Raw genomic sequence first — 15,417 nt, forward strand, 5'->3', positions numbered from 1 at the left:
GGGGTTCGCACCCTCCGTCGTGGACGGCATCGGCCGGTCGTCGCTCACTTCTGCCCCTGTTCCCGGCTCGGGTCTTTCCGAAATGCCCTCATTTACGGCGTCATTTCCCAGACTCGCACTCCGTCGCCATGGCTGCGCCCGGAGAGCCTTGCCCGGTAGGCTTTCCGTGTGATCTTCAAGCGCATCGGAAACGGCCGGCCGTACCCCGACCACGGCCGGGAAAGCACCCGGCAGTGGGCGGACGTCGCGCCGCGCCCGGTCCGCCTCGATCAGCTCGTGACGACCAAGGGCCAGCTGGACCTAGAGACGCTCCTCGCGGAGGACTCGACGTTCTACGGCGACCTCTTCGCGCACGTGGTGAAGTGGCAGGGCGACCTCTACCTCGAAGACGGACTGCACCGCGCGGTCCGCGCGGCGCTCCAGCAGCGCCAGGTGCTGCACGCCCGCGTCCTCGAACTGGGCTGACCCGCTGACGTCAGCGGCAGCGCCGGACACCCACGCCTTCATTGGCCCTTTTGGGTTGGACTGAGCCCGAGTCAATGATCATTTAGTAGGCATCACGGCGTCGTCGCACTACGCTGCGCCCATGAGCATGCTCACTCCCCCCGGCATGGGCGGCAAGTACCGCATCACGGGATCCAAATATCCCCGTATGCGCCGCAACCGTGGCCGCCGCCGGCTCGTGCTCGCGGTGGTCGCATCCGTCGTCGCGGTAGGCCTGATCGGCTGGGGAACCCTGCAGCTCATCGACGTCTTCACGGGCGGCGACAAGGCCACGGCGGCGAGCTCGCGCGGCGACTGCGCGGCCAAGCAGTCCGGCTCCGGCCCCTCGGCGAAGCCGGCCGCTCCCAAGGCCCTCCCCAAGCCGGGCGAGGTCAAGGTCAACGTCTTCAACGCCACGCCCCGCGGGGGCCTCGCCAAGGACGTCGCGGCCGAGCTCAAGAAGCGCGGCTTCACCGTCGGCAAGGTGGACAACGCCCCCAAGGAGTACGACAAGAAGGTCAAGGGCACCGGGATACTGCTCGGCCCCAAGTCCGCCACGGAGACCGCGCTGCCGGTGCTCGGCACGCAGCTCGCGGGCGCCGAGAGCCGCACGGACGCCCGCAAGGGCGGCGAGGTGGACCTCATCCTGGGCACGAAGTTCAAGGACCTGGCAAAGAAAGAGGACGCCGACAAGGCTCTGGCGGTACTCGCCAAACCCAAGCCGACGCCCTCGCCGTCCAACGGCCAGAAGGACTGCTGAGCCTTCCCTCTGCCCTACTCCGCGGTCCCGTACATCCGGTCGCCCGCGTCGCCGAGGCCCGGCACGATGTAGCCGTTCTCGTTGAGCCGCTCGTCGACCGAAGCCGTCACGACCGTCACCGGCGTGCCCGCGAGCTCGCGCTCCATGACCTCGACGCCCTCGGGGGCGGCGAGCAGCACCACGGCGGTGACGTCGTCCGCGCCGCGCTTGATCAGTTCCTGGATGGCCGCGACGAGCGTGCCGCCGGTGGCCAGCATCGGGTCGAGGACGTACACCTGGCGGCCGGAGAGGTCCTCGGGCATGCGGGTCGCGTACGTCGACGCCTGGAGCGTCTCCTCGTCGCGGATCATCCCGAGGAAGCCCACCTCGGCGGTCGGCAGGAGCCGCACCATGCCGTCCAGCATGCCGAGCCCGGCGCGCAGGATCGGCACGACGAGGGGGCGCGGGTGGGACAGCTTGACGCCGGTCGTCGGGGTGACCGGGGTCTCGATGTCGACCTGCTCCGTGCGCACGTCCCGGGTGGCCTCGTACGCGAGCAGGGTGACCAGCTCGTCGGCGAGGCGCCGGAAGGTAGGGGAGTCGGTGCGCTTGTCGCGCAGAGTGGTGAGTTTGTGCGCCACCAGCGGGTGGTCGACGACGTGGATCCGCATGTCTTCAACAGTAACCGCGCCGGGAACCCCCCGGACTCCCCCCGTGACCGGCCGCTCCCGCCCCGCCCCGGGCCCTCCCGAACACCCCGCGCTCGCATCAAACCCGCCGTTCGGGGGAAAGTGGACGTACGACCTGGGGTGGTGATTCCCATGCCCGACAGAGAGCCGGGCGGCCGGGAGACGGACCGCGAGACCGAAGCCGAGCGCCGGCGCCGACGCGCCCAGTTCCTGCACGAGAGGGCCGAGGCGCTCGAACTCCGCGACCGTGTGAAGCCGCGCCGCGCCCGAGCGGCACGCATGCGTCAGCAGATGCGTATGCGCACGTTCCGCTGGTAGCGGCCACCTCTCACGCAGGCGTCGGGGAGGTGTCCGTGCAAAGCGACGCGGACACAGCGGGCGGAAGACCTCTCCTCGGGCCGTGGTTTCTGCCACGATTCCGAGTGGGCGGGGCTTGGAACAGCAATTCCCCCGCTCCCCGAACTCGCCGGGGGGACACCCGAACCGTCAACCGGCACTGTCTATGACCAGTGGGAGAGTCACGGTGTACTTCGCCGCACTGCTCGCGCGCACCGAAGACGGGTGGGAAGCGAGCGACACGGAGCTCGACGATGTGGAGAGCCTGTCGGATCTGACCGACCTGGCCCGTGAGGCCACGGCCGGCAGCGCTGAGGACGACACCGTCCTCGTTTTCATCGAACAGGAGGACGCCTGGTTCGGCGTCGTCCGTGTCGACGGTGAGGAGGACCCTCGTATCTACGTCTCGGACGCGGCCGCGGCCGCCCGGAGTTCGTACGGCGAGATCCTGCTCACCGACGAGATGCTCGGCCGTGAGCCGGGCGACGACCCGGGTGTCGACCTGGACGCCCTCGACCTGGACGGCACGGAGGACGGCGAACCGGCCGAATCCGACGCCGCCCCCGATTCCGCCGCCGACGACGACACGGGGGACGCCGCGGACGACGCGGTGCCCGCGGGCCCCCTCGGCGACCCGGAGCTCCTGACCGACCTCGGCGTGCCCGAGAAGGAGCTGCTCGGCCTGGAGCCCGGCGACGCCCTCAGCGACATCGCCGAGATCCTCGGGGCGGCGGAGGTGCTCGAGACCGTCCGGTAGGGCCTGTCGTCACGCGCGGGGACCGATAGGTTCCCGGTGTGACCGACCGGAACGCCCCCGCCCCCCCAACCGAATCCGAGCCCGATCCCGTACGCGATCGCTGGCGGGCGCCCATGCGGCTCGCCCTGGCCGAGGCCGAACTGGCCGTCCGGGGCGGCGATGTGCCCGTCGGCGCCGTCGTGCTGTCCCCGGACGGCACGACGGTGCTCGCGGCGGGCCACAACGAACGCGAGGCGACCGGCGACCCGACGGCGCACGCGGAGGTGCTTGCCGTCCGCAGGGCCGCCGCAGCGCTCGGCGAGTGGCGGCTGACCGGCTGCACGCTGGTGGTGACCCTGGAGCCGTGCACGATGTGCGCGGGCGCGCTCGTCCAGTCCCGGATCGACCGGGTCGTCTACGGAGCACGTGACGAGAAGGCGGGCGCCGCGGGCTCCGTCTGGGACGTCGTACGCGACAGAAGGCTCAATCACCGCCCCGAGGTGATCCAGGGCGTCCTCGCGCAGGAGACCGCGGAGCTGCTCACCCGCTTCTTCCGGGGGCGCTGAGCGGCTCCTGCACGGGCGCCGAGCCGCTTCACGGCGGGCGCCCGGACCCCGTCGGCCAAACGGATTTCTGACCACGGCCCTCTTTGGGCTAGAGTTCCTCTCGGTAGCGTGTCCGAGCGGCCGAAGGAGCTCGCCTCGAAAGCGAGTGTGGGGAAACTCACCGTGGGTTCAAATCCCACCGCTACCGCTCTTGAAACGAAGGCCCCGTCCGCGAGGACGGGGCCTTCGTCGTTCTCCGCCGCCACGGAACACGACAGAGCCCCGGCGCCGCGAAGGCACCGGGGCTCTGACCCGATAGGTCGGGGGAAGCGGCATCGGGGGGACAAGCCGCTCCCCCCGATGAGGACTGGAACCCTCAAGCCAACGCCGTCCTTCGGGGGAAGCAGACGGCGCGTGGCCCCGCAGTGGGGCCAGTCCCTTGCCCGCGGATTCCTGCCAGATCCGCTGGGGCACATCACCAATCCTGCCGCCCGCGCAACCGGGAACGGCCCGGCAAAGGGCCTCTGCTGCCGGGCCGTTGGTCCTTAAAGGTTCGGTGAGCACGTACCGGGTTAGACTCACGCCCGTCACAGGGGTCACAGAGCGCAGCGGGTAAGGGGAGGCCGGAAGCATGGCGGTGCAGTGGAAGAAAATCGGGCTCTTCGCGCTCGTCGTCTTCATGCTCTACGTGATCATCACTGACCCGGCCAAGGCCGCGGACTATGTGCAGATAGGCTTCGAAGCGGTTTCGGATGCCGCTCGGAGCATCGGCGATTTCATGACGTGGGTCGCCAACGGAGGCAAGGACTGAGCGGCTCGTCCCGCCGCCTTCCTCCTCTCCCCGCTTCTCTGGAGTGCGCATGATCCGCCATCTGGTCCTCTTCAAGCTCAACGACGGTGTTCAGCGCGACGAGCCGCGCGTCGTCGAGGGCGTCAAGGCCTTCCGCGCGCTCGGCGAGCAGATCCCGGACCTGGCGTTCTGGGAGTGCGACTGGAACATCACCGACCGGCCCATCGCGTACGACTTCGCCATCAACTCGGCGGTCGAGGACACCGATGCGCTGAAGCGGTACATCGAGCACCCCGCCCACCAGGCGGGCGTCGCCCTGTGGCGCGAGTTCGCCACGTGGGTGATCGCGGACTACGAGTTCTGAGCCACCCGGCCGCAGAGCCCCCGCGCAGCCCGTACAGCCCCGCACACAGCGGCCCCTCACCGGAACGGTGAGGGGCTTTTCTGCGTCTTATGGCACAACTTGCCCCTCAACACGTAGTTATCGGGTGCTTGCACACAGTGCACATGTCTTGTGATGCTATGACCGCTTTTGACGGATGAGTTGACCAGGGTCGGCTGATCTTGACTGAGCTCGACAGGACTTGATTGCGCTTGACCGAGAAGGGGTGGCGTTGACCGTGCCGGCCAGTACTGCGCCCGAAGCACCACCCGTGACCCCGCAGGCGGGCAGCCCCGGCGCCCCGAGCGCGCCCAGCCTCCCGGCCGCCACCAGCCCCGCCCCCAGCACCCCGAGCAGCAGGGGAGCCGACACCAGGGCCCTGACGCAGGTGCTCTTCGGCGAGCTCAAGGGGCTCGAGCCGGGCAGCCCCGAGCACGGCCGCGTCCGCGGTGCGCTCATCGAGGCGAATCTGCCGCTGGTGCGCTACGCCGCCGCCCGCTTCCGCAGCCGCAACGAGCCGATGGAGGACGTCGTCCAGGTCGGCACGATCGGTCTGATCAACGCCATCGACCGCTTCGATCCCGAGCGCGGCGTGCAGTTCCCGACCTTCGCGATGCCCACCGTGGTCGGCGAGATCAAGCGGTACTTCCGCGACAACGTACGAACGGTCCACGTGCCGCGCCGCCTTCACGAGCTCTGGGTGCAGGTGACCGGGGCGACCGAGGATCTCACCACGGCGTTCGGGCGCTCGCCCACGACCGGAGAGATCGCCGAGCGCCTGCGGATCACCGAGGAGGAGGTCCTGGCCTGTATCGAGGCCGGACGTTCGTACCACGCAACGTCGTTGGAGGCGGCCCAGGAGGGCGACGGCCTGCCCGGCCTGCTCGACCGGCTCGGTTATGAGGACCCGGCACTCGACGGCGTCGAGCACCGCGATCTCGTCCGGCATCTCCTCGTACAACTGCCCGAGCGCGAACAGCGCATCCTGCTTCTGCGCTACTACAGCAATCTGACGCAATCACAGATCAGCGCCGAATTGGGCGTTTCTCAGATGCATGTGTCAAGACTGCTGGCCAGAAGCTTCGCGCGACTTCGATCCGCAAACCGTATCGAGGCGTAACCGTATCGAGTGGACTGCTCTGTGAGCAGTTTCCGACGACTTCGCGAGCAGAAATGCCCCAGACCCCCTCTTTCCTGCATCGATGTCACCCTTCTTTGTCGACATGTAACTACAGCGTGTTGCCGACATGTGACATTCTGCTGGAACCGCGTTTGCCGGAGCCCCACGTCCGGTATTCAGGTGGAGGCTGCGTTCCTCCGACGGGAACGTGTCGCCGCGACCGTCCGCGACCCAAAGGGGGTGGCATGTCCGCAGACCAGGGCAGCTCGAAGGTGCTCACGCTCACCAAGAGCGAATCAGCGCCCGACGCGCTTGCGAGTCCCAGTGTTTCGGGGGCTTCAACAGGCGCCATCGACACCCGCACCCTGTCCCGCTCCCTGTTCCTGCGGCTCGCCGCACTCGACAAGGACAGCCCGGAGCGTGTCTACGTAAGGGACACGCTGATCGAGCTCAACCTCCCGCTCGTGCGGTATGCGGCAGCGCGCTTCCGCAGCCGGAACGAACCGATGGAGGACATCGTCCAGGTCGGCACGATCGGCCTGATCAAGGCGATCGACCGATTCGACTGCGAACGGGGCGTCGAATTCCCGACGTTCGCGATGCCGACCGTCGTCGGCGAGATCAAGCGCTTCTTCCGCGACACCAGTTGGTCGGTGCGTGTCCCGCGCCGCCTCCAGGAGCTGCGGCTCGCGCTGACCAAGACGAGCGACGAGCTGGCGCAGAAGCTGGACCGCTCGCCGACCGTGCCCGAACTCGCCAAGGCGCTCGGCGTTTCCGAGGAGGACGTGGTCGACGGCCTGGCCGTCGGGAACGCGTACACCGCCTCCTCGCTCGACTCCCCGGCCCTGGAGGACGACGGCGGCGAGGGCTCCCTCGCGGACCGTCTGGGGTACGAGGACAGCGCGCTCGAAGGCGTCGAGTACCGCGAGTCGCTCAAGCCGCTGCTCGCCAAGCTGCCGCCGCGCGAGCGCCGCATCATCATGCTGCGCTTCTTCGCGAACATGACGCAGTCGCAGATCGGCGAGGAGGTCGGCATCTCGCAGATGCACGTCTCGCGGCTGCTCACGCGGACGCTTTCGCAGCTGCGCGAAGGTCTCATCGCGGACTGATGTCGCGCCCCCTGCGGCTGAACGCGCCGCAGGGGGACCGGAGTTGCTGACGGGGTTCCTAATTGACGACCCGTCAGACACACTGGCGCGATGCGACGTGGCATACGGAACGTGCTGAGTGCGGGTACGGCTGCGCTGTGCCTGGGCGGGGTTCTTGCCGCCTGCGGCGGCGGGGACAGCGACGGCTATGTGGCCACGGGTCCCGCGGGCGCGGGGCCTCAGCGGGCTCCTGGTGAGGGTGTTGCCCCTACCGGAGAGGTAGAACTCGTGCCGTTGGGCGGCGAGTTGCCCTCCGGCGAAAAGGGCGGCGACAAGGGTGGCGGCTCCGAGCCGTCAGAGTCCGGCTCCGGCGGCTCCTCCGGCAAGCCTCCCGGCAGCAAGGCCGGTTCCGACTCCCCGGCCACCCCGGACAGCAGTGACTCCCCGAGTGACGGCGCCAAGCCCGTTCGTACGGAGAGCAGTTCGGGAAGTGGCTCTGCGGGGCGCCCTGAGGGCGGGGCCAGCACCTCTCCGTCCGCCCCCGGCGGTGACTCCAGCGCGAAGCCCAGCGGGCCCGCCAAGCTCAGCGTGGGCGATCCGGAGCGGAAGCCCGCGGACGAGCGCTGGTGCGAGAAAGTGACCGTCTCCTTCCGTAACACCGGGGGGTCGCCGGTGCGGTCCGGAACGGTCACCTTCGAGACTCACGTCATCGGTGCGCTTGGCGTGGACTGGGCCACGCTGGAATCCACGGAGAAACTGCCTGCGCCTATCGCGGCGGGCAAGACCGTCAAGAAGACCTGGCCCGTATGCGTGGACGCGTGGCGGGTGCCTATGGGGATGCATGTGGAGACGCAGGACGTCTCCGTCAAGTGGGAGTAGCGCGTCTTTTGCCTGCGGGTCCGCCGTGGCTGGTCGCGCAGTTCCCCGCGCCCCTAAAGCGCCCCTGCGGGCGCTCCTCGGGGCGGCTGTTACTTGAGGGCCAGCCAAGCCACCCCCGCCACCACCACGATCGCGAGTACGACGCCGATGATCAGGCCGATGCGCGGGCCCGCGGGGGCTGCCGCCGGCTGCTGGGCTCGGCCCTGGGGGGACTCGTCGACGAACGCGCGGAACATCTGCGTGCTGCCTGCGGGGTCGGGATTCTGGGGGCCCTGGGGGTTGTGTGCCATAGCGCAGGACCCTAGCGAACCATCGGGGGTCGGCCCAACCCCCGCTGACCACGGACTTTACGAGCGCGGTCCCAGAGCTTTGCCGACTCTTTAGGCGGTTGGTCCAGTTTTAGTTTGCCTGCGGCAACCAACCGTCTCTATCGTTGCCCTAAGCAACAACATAGGAGGTGTCGTGGCCGCGCAGCGTCATTACGAGGACCTGGCCCGACAGCTCAGCGCCATCGGTGCCGTGAAGCGCGGCCTCGGGAGAGGCTTGCCGCACGACTGCCCGGGCGGGTCCGCCGCCGTACTCATCCTGCTCGACCGGCACGGAGAGATGCGGATGAGCAGGCTCGCCGAGCTGCTCGCCGTGGACATGTCGGTGACAAGCCGGCACGTGGCCCACGTAGCCGAGAAGGAGTGGATCCTGCGGGATCCCGACCCCGCCGACAAGCGCTCCCGGATCCTGCGTCTCACGCCCGCGGGCAAGACCAAGGTCAATGAGCTGTCCGAGCTGTCCATCAGGACACTCACCCACTACTTGCATGACTGGTCGGACGAAGAAGTCGTCCAGCTCAGCACGCTGCTCGCGCGACTGCGCGACAGCTTCGGGGACTGCCGCGCGGCTTCGGCCCGGCTCCCGTTCGAAGAGACCACCCGTACACCCGCGTAATGAAGAGGAAGCCCATGGCAACAACCACACCATCCGGTGTGCGGGGCAGCCACGCCAAGCACGGAGCCGCGCACGACGCGAGTGCTCCGATGACGCACCGGCAGATCATGGAGGCCCTCTCCGGCCTCCTGCTCGGCATGTTCGTCGCGATCCTGTCGTCGACGATCGTCTCCAACGCCCTGCCCGAAATCATCGGCGACCTGGGCGGCGGCCAGTCCGCCTACACCTGGGTCGTCACCGCCTCGCTCCTGGCGATGACGGCGACCACGCCCCTGTGGGGCAAGCTGTCGGACCTCTTCAGCAAGAAGGCCCTGGTCCAGATAGCCCTGATCATCTACGTCGGCGGTTCCATCGTCGCGGGTCTCTCGCAGAGCCCCGAGATGCTGATCGCCTGTCGCGTCGTGCAGGGCATCGGCGTCGGCGGTCTCTCCGCCCTCGCGCAGATCGTGATGGCCGCGATGATCTCCCCGCGCGAGCGCGGCCGCTACTCCGGCTACCTCGGCGCGACCTTCGCCGTCGCCACCGTCGGCGGCCCGCTGCTCGGCGGCGTCATCACCGACACGTCGTGGCTCGGCTGGCGCTGGTGCTTCTACGTCGGCGTGCCCTTCGCGATCATCGCGCTGATCGTCCTGCAGAAGACCCTGAAGCTCCCCGTCGTGAAGCGGGACGTCAAGGTCGACTGGGGCGGCGCCTTCTTCATCACGGCGGCCGTCTGCCTGCTCCTGGTCTGGGTGACCTTCGCGGGTGACAAGTACGACTGGATGTCCTGGCAGACCGGCGCCATGGTCGGCGGTTCGATCGTCCTCGGCCTGCTCTTCCTGCTCGTCGAGTCCAAGGCGAGCGAGCCGATCATCCCGCTGCGCCTCTTCCGCAACCGCACCATCACCCTCGCCTCGCTCGCCTCGCTCTTCGTGGGTGTCGGCATGTTCGCGGGCACGGTGTTCTTCAGCCAGTACTTCCAGCTGGCGCGCGACAAGTCGCCGACGATGTCCGGTGTCATGACGATCCCGATGATCGGTGGCCTGTTCATCTCCTCGACGGTCTCGGGCCAGATCATCACCAAGACCGGCAAGTGGAAGGTCTGGCTGGTCTCCGGCGGCGCGCTCCTGACCGCGGGCCTGGGCCTGCTCGGCACGATGCGGTACGACACCGAGTACTGGCACATCGCGATCTTCATGGCGCTCATGGGTCTCGGCATCGGCATGATGATGCAGAACCTGGTGCTCGCCACGCAGAACCAGGTCGCTCCCGAGGACCTCGGCTCCGCGAGCTCGGTCGTCACCTTCTTCCGTTCCCTCGGTGGCGCCATGGGCGTCTCGGCGCTCGGCGCCGTGATGTCGACCCGCATCACCCACTACGTGAAGGACGGCCTCACCGCCCTCGGCCCCGACGCCGCGGCGATGGGCCACGGCGGCACGGGCGGCGGCGCCATCCCGGACCTGGACAAGCTCCCGGCCCCGTTCCGCACGGTCATGGAGAGCTCCTACGGGCACGGCATCGCCGACGTCTTCCTGATCGCCGCCCCGCTGGCGTTCCTCGCCTTCCTGATCACGATCTTCATCAAGGAGGTTCCGCTGCGTACGTCAGGCGGACTCGCCCAGGCCGCCGAGGCCTCCGAGGTCCCCGCGACCTCCCCCGCAGCCCCGGCGACGGCCGCAGCCGCGGCCACCGACGAGCAGCCGGTCCTGGCCTCCGTCGGCGCGCACACCGAGACGGGCCCCGAAGGCACGCAGAAGCTCGCGGCGGTGGCCTCGTCGGCCGCCGGTGAGGGCCCCCTGCAGACCATCGGCGGCGGAACCCCGGTCCACGGCTTCGTCCGCGGCGCGGAGAGCACCCCGGTCCCGCGGGCCGCGGTCACGCTGATCTCCCTCGCGGGACGCCAGCTGGGCCGTGCGGTCGCGCAGGGCGACGGTTCCTACGCGGTCGACGCCCCCGGCGCAGGATCGTACGTACTGATCGCCTCGGCCGACGGCTTCCAGCCGCAGGCATCCACGATCGTCGTCTCCGACGAGGCGCTGAACTACGACATCCTGCTGAGCGGCACGAGCGGCCTCAGCGGTGTCGTGCGGGCCTCCGACGGCAAGCTGCCGGTCTCCGGCGCGATGGTCATCGTGACCGACGTGCGCGGCGATGTCCTGGCCACCGGGCTCACCGGCGAGCAGGGCGAGTTCACCTTCGCCGAGCTGGTGCCCGGCCAGGTCACCATCGCGGTGAACGCCGCGGGCCACCGCCCGATGGCGCTGCCCGTCGAGGTCGGCGCGGTCGGCGTCACCCGGGTCGAGGTCGAGCTGAACGCCGGTTCGCAGGTGCTCGGCACCGTGCGCGCCAAGGGCGGTCCGCTGAACGACGCCCGCGTCACCCTGGTGGACGCGGCGGGCAACGTCGTCGCCACCGCGACCACCGGGTCCGACGGCGCGTACGCCTTCAGCGACCTGGACAGCGGCGAGTACACGGTCATCGCGACCGGTTACCCGCCGGTGGCGACGGGCCTGACCGTCGCCGGTGAAGGTGTCGGCGACCACGACATCGAACTCGCCCACCCCGGCGAGTAGTTACCCCCGGCCCGGGCACGCCCTTCGAGCGGATGAGCGTGCCCGGGCCGGTTGTGGAAGGGCCCCCGGACCGGCGGTGACGCATACGGCAGGGGACGGCCGTGTCACCGCCGCCGGGGGCCGCACACTTTCTTTTGAGCTTTGACTTTGAGCTTGGCAAGGAGCAAAACGGGATGGGACTCAGCGCTCGGATTCGGACGCGTGACGGGTGGGCGGTATCCCACGCCGTCGTCACCCTCACCGACATGACCGGCACGCAGGTGCTGCGCGCCGCGGCGGACCAGGAAGGCGCCGTGCGCGACGCGACGGACCTGGCCCCTGGCCCGTACACCGTGATCGTCACCGCGGTCGGCTACGCGCCCGTGGCCTCGACCGCCATGGTGACGGCGAGCGGCCGTGCCGAGGTCGGCAACATCGTCCTGGCCCGGCAGGGCGGCACCGAGCTGCCGCCGCCCGGCCCGTGGACCATCGACCCGGCGCACTCGACGGTGGGCGCGGTCGCCCAGCACCTGGGGATCACCAGCGTGCACGGCCGGTTCACCGAGTTCGGCGGGATCGTGGAGATCGCCGAGGACGTGGAGAAGTCGCGCGTCGAGGCGGTCATCAGGTCGGCGTCCATCGACACCGGCAACGGCATGCGGGACGGCCACCTGAAGTCGCCCGACTTCCTGGACGTCGAGCAGTACCCGGAGCTGACCTACCGCTCGACCGGCCTCACGCCCGCCGGATCGGACCGCTGGACGGTCCACGGCGAGCTCGGCATGCACGGTGTCGTACGCCCGGTCGACCTGGACCTGAGCTACCTCGGCACCGGCGCCGACCCCTGGGGCGGCACCCGCGCGGCCTTCCGGGCCACCGCCGAGCTGCGCCGGGAGGACTTCGCCATGAACTACAACCAGGTCGTCCAGGCGGGCATCTCGGCGATCGGTACGACCCTGCGGGTGGAGCTGGACATCCAGGCGGTCCAAGGGGACTCCCTCCCCCAGGTCTAGCGGAACGGGCGGGTCTAGGGTGCGGACATGGCACCCAACATTGCTACCAACACCACGGTCTCGATCGATGAGTTGCTCGACTTCGTCCGCCCCAGGCACCGCGCGATCCTGCTGACGGGCCGCGCGGACGGAACCCCGCAGGGATCCCCCCTGACCTGCGGGGTCGACGACTCCGGACGGATCGTGGTGTCCACGTATCCGGAGCGGGCCAAGACGCGCAATGCCAAGCGGAATCCGCGGGTCAGCATCATCGTCCTGAGCGACGAGTGGAACGGGCCGTGGGTGCAGATCGACGGCACGGCCGAGGTCATCGACTCCCCGGACTCGGTGGAGCCGCTCGTCGAGTACTTCCGCAACATCTCCGGCGAGCACCCGGACTGGGACGAGTACCGCGAGGCGATGGTGAAGCAGGGCAAGTCCATCATCCGGATCACTCCGGAGCGGTGGGGTCCGGTGGCCACCGGGGGTTTCCCGGCGGCGAAGGCCTAGGGGCGAGGCCGCGGGGGCCTACGGGCCCGGCTCGAGCATCGACTCGATGCCCGCGATCAGCAGGTCGAGGGCGACCTTGAAGTCGAGCTCCCACATCTCCTCCACCGTGGCCCCGCCCCGCGCCTCCAGCATGTCGGAGGCGCTGAGCAGGGTTTTCTCCACGCCGGGGTGGTCGCGGACCACGCCCATGGCCTCCGTGAAGTACTCCCCTGGAGTGAGCCCCGCCGCCGCGCAGCGCGCGATGTAGTGGCCCTGCACGGTCCCGAATCCGTACACGAACTGGAAGACCGCGGCGATCGCGCCGGCCTGCTTCTCCGCCGGCAGGCCGGTCTTTCGCACCACCTCCTGCACGGTCAGGGCGAACTTGAGCCAGTTCGGGCCGATGTTGAGGAAGTTGCCGATCAGCGGTGACAACCAGGCGTGCCGGACCAGCACTGTCCGGTACTCCTCGGCCAGTTCGCGCAGCACCTCACGCCACCGGTCGGGCGTGACCGACTCGGCGTCCGGCAGCTTCATCTCCCCGGCGACCTCGTCCAGGGCCAGTTCGAGGAGGTCGTCCTTGGTGTCGACGTACCAGTACACGGACATCGCCGTGACGTTCAGGTCCGCGGCCAGGCGGCGCATGGAGAACTTGGCGAGGCCCTCCTCGTCCAGGAGGCGGACGGTGGCCTCGGTGATGCGGTCCCGGTCGAGGCCCGACGGCTGATCACTCCTGCGGCCCGAGCCATTGCGGAGGGCCTTGCCCTCCAGCCAGACACTGGCCCGCGCGGGGCGCTTCGCGCTGTCGGCTGCCTTCGCCATGGCGCACCTTCCTGGTCCTGAGCACTTGTACTGGTACCGGTGGTCCCGCGGCGGGCGACAGACCGGAATCGGCCAGTCCGTCGCCCACCCGTCGATGCTATGCGGACGCCGTGGCCGGGTCCGTCTTCGCAGAGTCTGCCCTCTCGGCCCGCTTCAGCAACGCGGCTGCCACCATGCCCCCGAGGAACACGGCCACCGCCCCCACCAGCTGACTGGTCTCCAGGCCAGAGGAGAACGCGTCGGCGATCCTCGTACGTTCGGCATCGGACCCGGCGGCCGCAAGCGCTGCGGGCAGCGAGACCGCGGAGACGGTGACGAGCGAGGCGAAGCGCGAGTTCAGGACAGCGCCGAGGACGGCGACGCCGAGGCCGTTGCCGAACTCCGCGAGCGTGCCGTTGACGCCCGCTCCCACGCCGGCCTTCTCCGGCGGGATCGCGCTCATGATCGCGTTGGCCATGGCGGGCATGGCGAACGCGATGCCCGCGCCCATCACGATGAGGCCGAACAGCATGCCGGTGTAGTTGTCGCCGCCGAGCACGGCGATCGCGGCGAGGCCCGCGGAGAGCAAGGTCATGCCGATGGCGATCGTCGCCGGGGTGCTGGTCTTCTTCAGGAGCCGCGCACCGAGCCCGGTGAGGTTGAGCGCGACGACGGTGACCGCGAGCGGCGCCGTGCGCAGGCCCGCCTCCAACGGCTCGTATCCGAGGACGAACTGGAGGTGCTGGGTGAGCAGGAAGAGCGAACCGCCCATGCCGAAGGCGACCAGGATGGCGCCCGCGACGGCGCCGATGAACTTCTGGTTGCGGAAGAAGTGCATGTCCAGCATCGGGTACGGGATGCGCAGCTCCCAGAAGACGAAGACGCCGAGGACGGCCACGCCCACCGCGGCGGCGACGAGTACCTGCGTCGACGTCCAGCCGTGCTCGGGTCCGGAGATGATCGCGTACACGACCGAGGCCATGCCGATGGTGGAGAGCAGGGCGCCGAGCAGGTCGGGGCGGTCGCCCTGCGGGTTCTTGGACTCGGGGACCAGCTTGACCACGGCGGCGAGCCCGATGAGCGCCACGGGGATGTTGATCAGGAAGATCGCGCCCCACCAGAAGTGGTTGAGCATGACGCCGCCCATCAGCGGGCCGAGCGCGAAGCCGAGGGAGTTGACGGTCGACCAGAGGCCGATCGCCTTCATCCGCTCCGTGTCGTCGAAGATCTGCACGACCACCGCGAGCGTGGTGGTGATCAGGAGCGCACCGCCGACGCCCATCCCGGCCCGCGCGGCGATGAGCTGCGCGGAGGACTGGGCGAGGCCCGCGACCAGCGAACCGATGCCGAAGAGGGCGAGGCCCGTGACGAGCATCTTCTTGCGGCCGTAGCGGTCGGACGCGCTGCCCGCCGTGAGCAGCAGGCCGGACTGGACGAGCGAGTAGGCGTTGATCATCCACTGGATGTCGGCCGTGGACGCGTCCAGCTCCTTGGTGAGGGAGGGGATGGCGACGTTCAGGACGGTGTTGTCCAGCAGGACGGTCAGCTGGGCGAGGCAGATGACGCCGAGGATCAGCCAGCGTTGGGGGTGCCCGTGGGGGGTGGGGGTCTCGGCGGTCGTCGTTGCCGTCATGCCCTCTCCTTTTGCTTATACGGTGTACGTGGGGTTGTGACGTACACCGTAAGGCATCTCCCGTACGGCGTACAAGATATTTGCGGTGGACATGGCGAGAGGGTTTCCGGCCGGACATGACGAGGGGGCCGGCCGCGGTGTGCGGCCGGCCCCAGCCGGGGGGGGGGTGTCAGGGGTTGTGAGGCAATGTAAGCGCAGACGCGGGGGGAGGTCGTAGTAGTTCGCGCAGGCGGGGGGGGCCG

Annotated in this window: 18 protein-coding genes and 1 tRNA gene; 15 read left to right on the forward strand and 4 right to left on the reverse strand. The window is 69.3% G+C overall.

Annotation, left to right across the window (positions count from 1 at the left end; all coding sequences use genetic code 11):
• Nucleotides 1-168 precede the first annotated feature (168 nt).
• Both ACWFR3_RS15500 and ACWFR3_RS15505 read left to right on the forward strand, forming a co-directional pair.
• Nucleotides 169-465 (forward strand): type II toxin-antitoxin system VapB family antitoxin, encoded by a 297-nt coding sequence (locus ACWFR3_RS15500; protein WP_003955420.1) that lies wholly within the window; start codon nucleotides 169-171, stop codon nucleotides 463-465.
• Nucleotides 466-586: 121 nt separating this feature from the next.
• The gene (locus ACWFR3_RS15505) at nucleotides 587-1,243 is read left to right on the forward strand and encodes a LytR C-terminal domain-containing protein (protein WP_453735074.1); all 657 of its coding nucleotides are present in this window, start codon (nucleotides 587-589) and stop codon (nucleotides 1,241-1,243) included.
• A 14-nt stretch (nucleotides 1,244-1,257) separates the two neighbouring features.
• Here ACWFR3_RS15505 and upp read toward each other — a convergent pair whose 3' ends face one another.
• Nucleotides 1,258-1,893, reverse strand: a complete 636-nt coding sequence (gene upp, locus ACWFR3_RS15510) for a uracil phosphoribosyltransferase (protein ID WP_160505979.1) — start codon at nucleotides 1,891-1,893, stop codon at nucleotides 1,258-1,260.
• 150 nt (nucleotides 1,894-2,043) lie between these two features.
• On the opposite strand from upp, the gene ACWFR3_RS15515 reads away from it, so the two are divergent.
• The 9 genes from ACWFR3_RS15515 (at nucleotide 2,044) to ACWFR3_RS15555 (ending at nucleotide 7,787) form a co-directional block, all read left to right on the forward strand.
• The gene (locus ACWFR3_RS15515) at nucleotides 2,044-2,229 is read left to right on the forward strand and encodes a hypothetical protein (RefSeq protein WP_453735075.1); all 186 of its coding nucleotides are present in this window, start codon (nucleotides 2,044-2,046) and stop codon (nucleotides 2,227-2,229) included.
• Nucleotides 2,230-2,434: 205 nt separating this feature from the next.
• A complete protein-coding gene (locus tag ACWFR3_RS15520) occupies nucleotides 2,435-3,004 on the forward strand; it encodes a tRNA adenosine deaminase-associated protein (protein WP_453735166.1) in 570 nt (189 codons plus the stop codon).
• A 113-nt stretch (nucleotides 3,005-3,117) separates the two neighbouring features.
• On the forward strand, nucleotides 3,118-3,549 hold the full coding sequence (gene tadA, locus ACWFR3_RS15525) for a tRNA adenosine(34) deaminase TadA (RefSeq protein ID WP_453735167.1): 432 nt from the start codon (nucleotides 3,118-3,120) through the stop codon (nucleotides 3,547-3,549).
• A gap of 102 nt (nucleotides 3,550-3,651) precedes the next feature.
• Nucleotides 3,652-3,736, forward strand: a tRNA-Ser gene (locus ACWFR3_RS15530).
• A 423-nt stretch (nucleotides 3,737-4,159) separates the two neighbouring features.
• Entirely contained in the window at nucleotides 4,160-4,339 is a 180-nt protein-coding gene (locus ACWFR3_RS15535; protein WP_190082868.1) for a hypothetical protein, read from the forward strand.
• Nucleotides 4,340-4,388: 49 nt separating this feature from the next.
• Entirely contained in the window at nucleotides 4,389-4,682 is a 294-nt protein-coding gene (locus tag ACWFR3_RS15540) for a Dabb family protein (RefSeq protein ID WP_453735076.1), read from the forward strand.
• A gap of 256 nt (nucleotides 4,683-4,938) precedes the next feature.
• Entirely contained in the window at nucleotides 4,939-5,820 is an 882-nt protein-coding gene (locus ACWFR3_RS15545; RefSeq protein WP_453735077.1) for a SigB/SigF/SigG family RNA polymerase sigma factor, read from the forward strand.
• Nucleotides 5,821-6,065: 245 nt separating this feature from the next.
• Entirely contained in the window at nucleotides 6,066-6,929 is an 864-nt protein-coding gene (locus tag ACWFR3_RS15550; protein WP_453735078.1) for an RNA polymerase sigma factor SigF, read from the forward strand.
• Between the two features lie 90 nt (nucleotides 6,930-7,019).
• Complete coding sequence (locus tag ACWFR3_RS15555) at nucleotides 7,020-7,787, forward strand: hypothetical protein (protein WP_453735079.1); 768 nt, start codon at nucleotides 7,020-7,022, stop codon at nucleotides 7,785-7,787.
• Between the two features lie 89 nt (nucleotides 7,788-7,876).
• Here ACWFR3_RS15555 and ACWFR3_RS15560 read toward each other — a convergent pair whose 3' ends face one another.
• Nucleotides 7,877-8,077: a hypothetical protein gene (locus ACWFR3_RS15560; protein WP_453735080.1), complete on the reverse strand. Its 201-nt coding sequence runs from the start codon at nucleotides 8,075-8,077 to the stop codon at nucleotides 7,877-7,879.
• Between the two features lie 172 nt (nucleotides 8,078-8,249).
• Between ACWFR3_RS15560 and ACWFR3_RS15565 the strand changes: the two genes are divergently transcribed.
• The 4 genes from ACWFR3_RS15565 to ACWFR3_RS15580 all read left to right on the forward strand — a co-directional run bounded on the left by ACWFR3_RS15565 (nucleotide 8,250) and on the right by ACWFR3_RS15580 (nucleotide 12,762).
• On the forward strand, nucleotides 8,250-8,729 hold the full coding sequence (locus ACWFR3_RS15565; protein WP_453735081.1) for a MarR family winged helix-turn-helix transcriptional regulator: 480 nt from the start codon (nucleotides 8,250-8,252) through the stop codon (nucleotides 8,727-8,729).
• A 14-nt stretch (nucleotides 8,730-8,743) separates the two neighbouring features.
• Nucleotides 8,744-11,281: an MFS transporter gene (locus ACWFR3_RS15570; RefSeq protein ID WP_453735082.1), complete on the forward strand. Its 2,538-nt coding sequence runs from the start codon at nucleotides 8,744-8,746 to the stop codon at nucleotides 11,279-11,281.
• A 173-nt stretch (nucleotides 11,282-11,454) separates the two neighbouring features.
• On the forward strand, nucleotides 11,455-12,273 hold the full coding sequence (locus ACWFR3_RS15575; RefSeq protein WP_453735083.1) for a YceI family protein: 819 nt from the start codon (nucleotides 11,455-11,457) through the stop codon (nucleotides 12,271-12,273).
• Nucleotides 12,274-12,300: 27 nt separating this feature from the next.
• The gene (locus ACWFR3_RS15580; protein ID WP_453735084.1) at nucleotides 12,301-12,762 is read left to right on the forward strand and encodes a PPOX class F420-dependent oxidoreductase; all 462 of its coding nucleotides are present in this window, start codon (nucleotides 12,301-12,303) and stop codon (nucleotides 12,760-12,762) included.
• Nucleotides 12,763-12,780: 18 nt separating this feature from the next.
• On the opposite strand, the gene ACWFR3_RS15585 is transcribed toward ACWFR3_RS15580, so the two are convergent.
• Both ACWFR3_RS15585 and ACWFR3_RS15590 read right to left on the reverse strand, forming a co-directional pair.
• Nucleotides 12,781-13,563 carry a TetR/AcrR family transcriptional regulator gene (locus tag ACWFR3_RS15585; protein WP_453735085.1) on the reverse strand — a complete coding sequence of 261 codons (783 nt, stop codon included), beginning with the start codon at nucleotides 13,561-13,563 and terminating at the stop codon, nucleotides 12,781-12,783.
• Nucleotides 13,564-13,660: 97 nt separating this feature from the next.
• Nucleotides 13,661-15,175: an MFS transporter gene (locus tag ACWFR3_RS15590; protein WP_453735086.1), complete on the reverse strand. Its 1,515-nt coding sequence runs from the start codon at nucleotides 15,173-15,175 to the stop codon at nucleotides 13,661-13,663.
• Nucleotides 15,176-15,417: the final 242 nt, after the last annotated feature.

Source organism: Streptomyces sp. NPDC055189 (assembly GCF_053606765.1).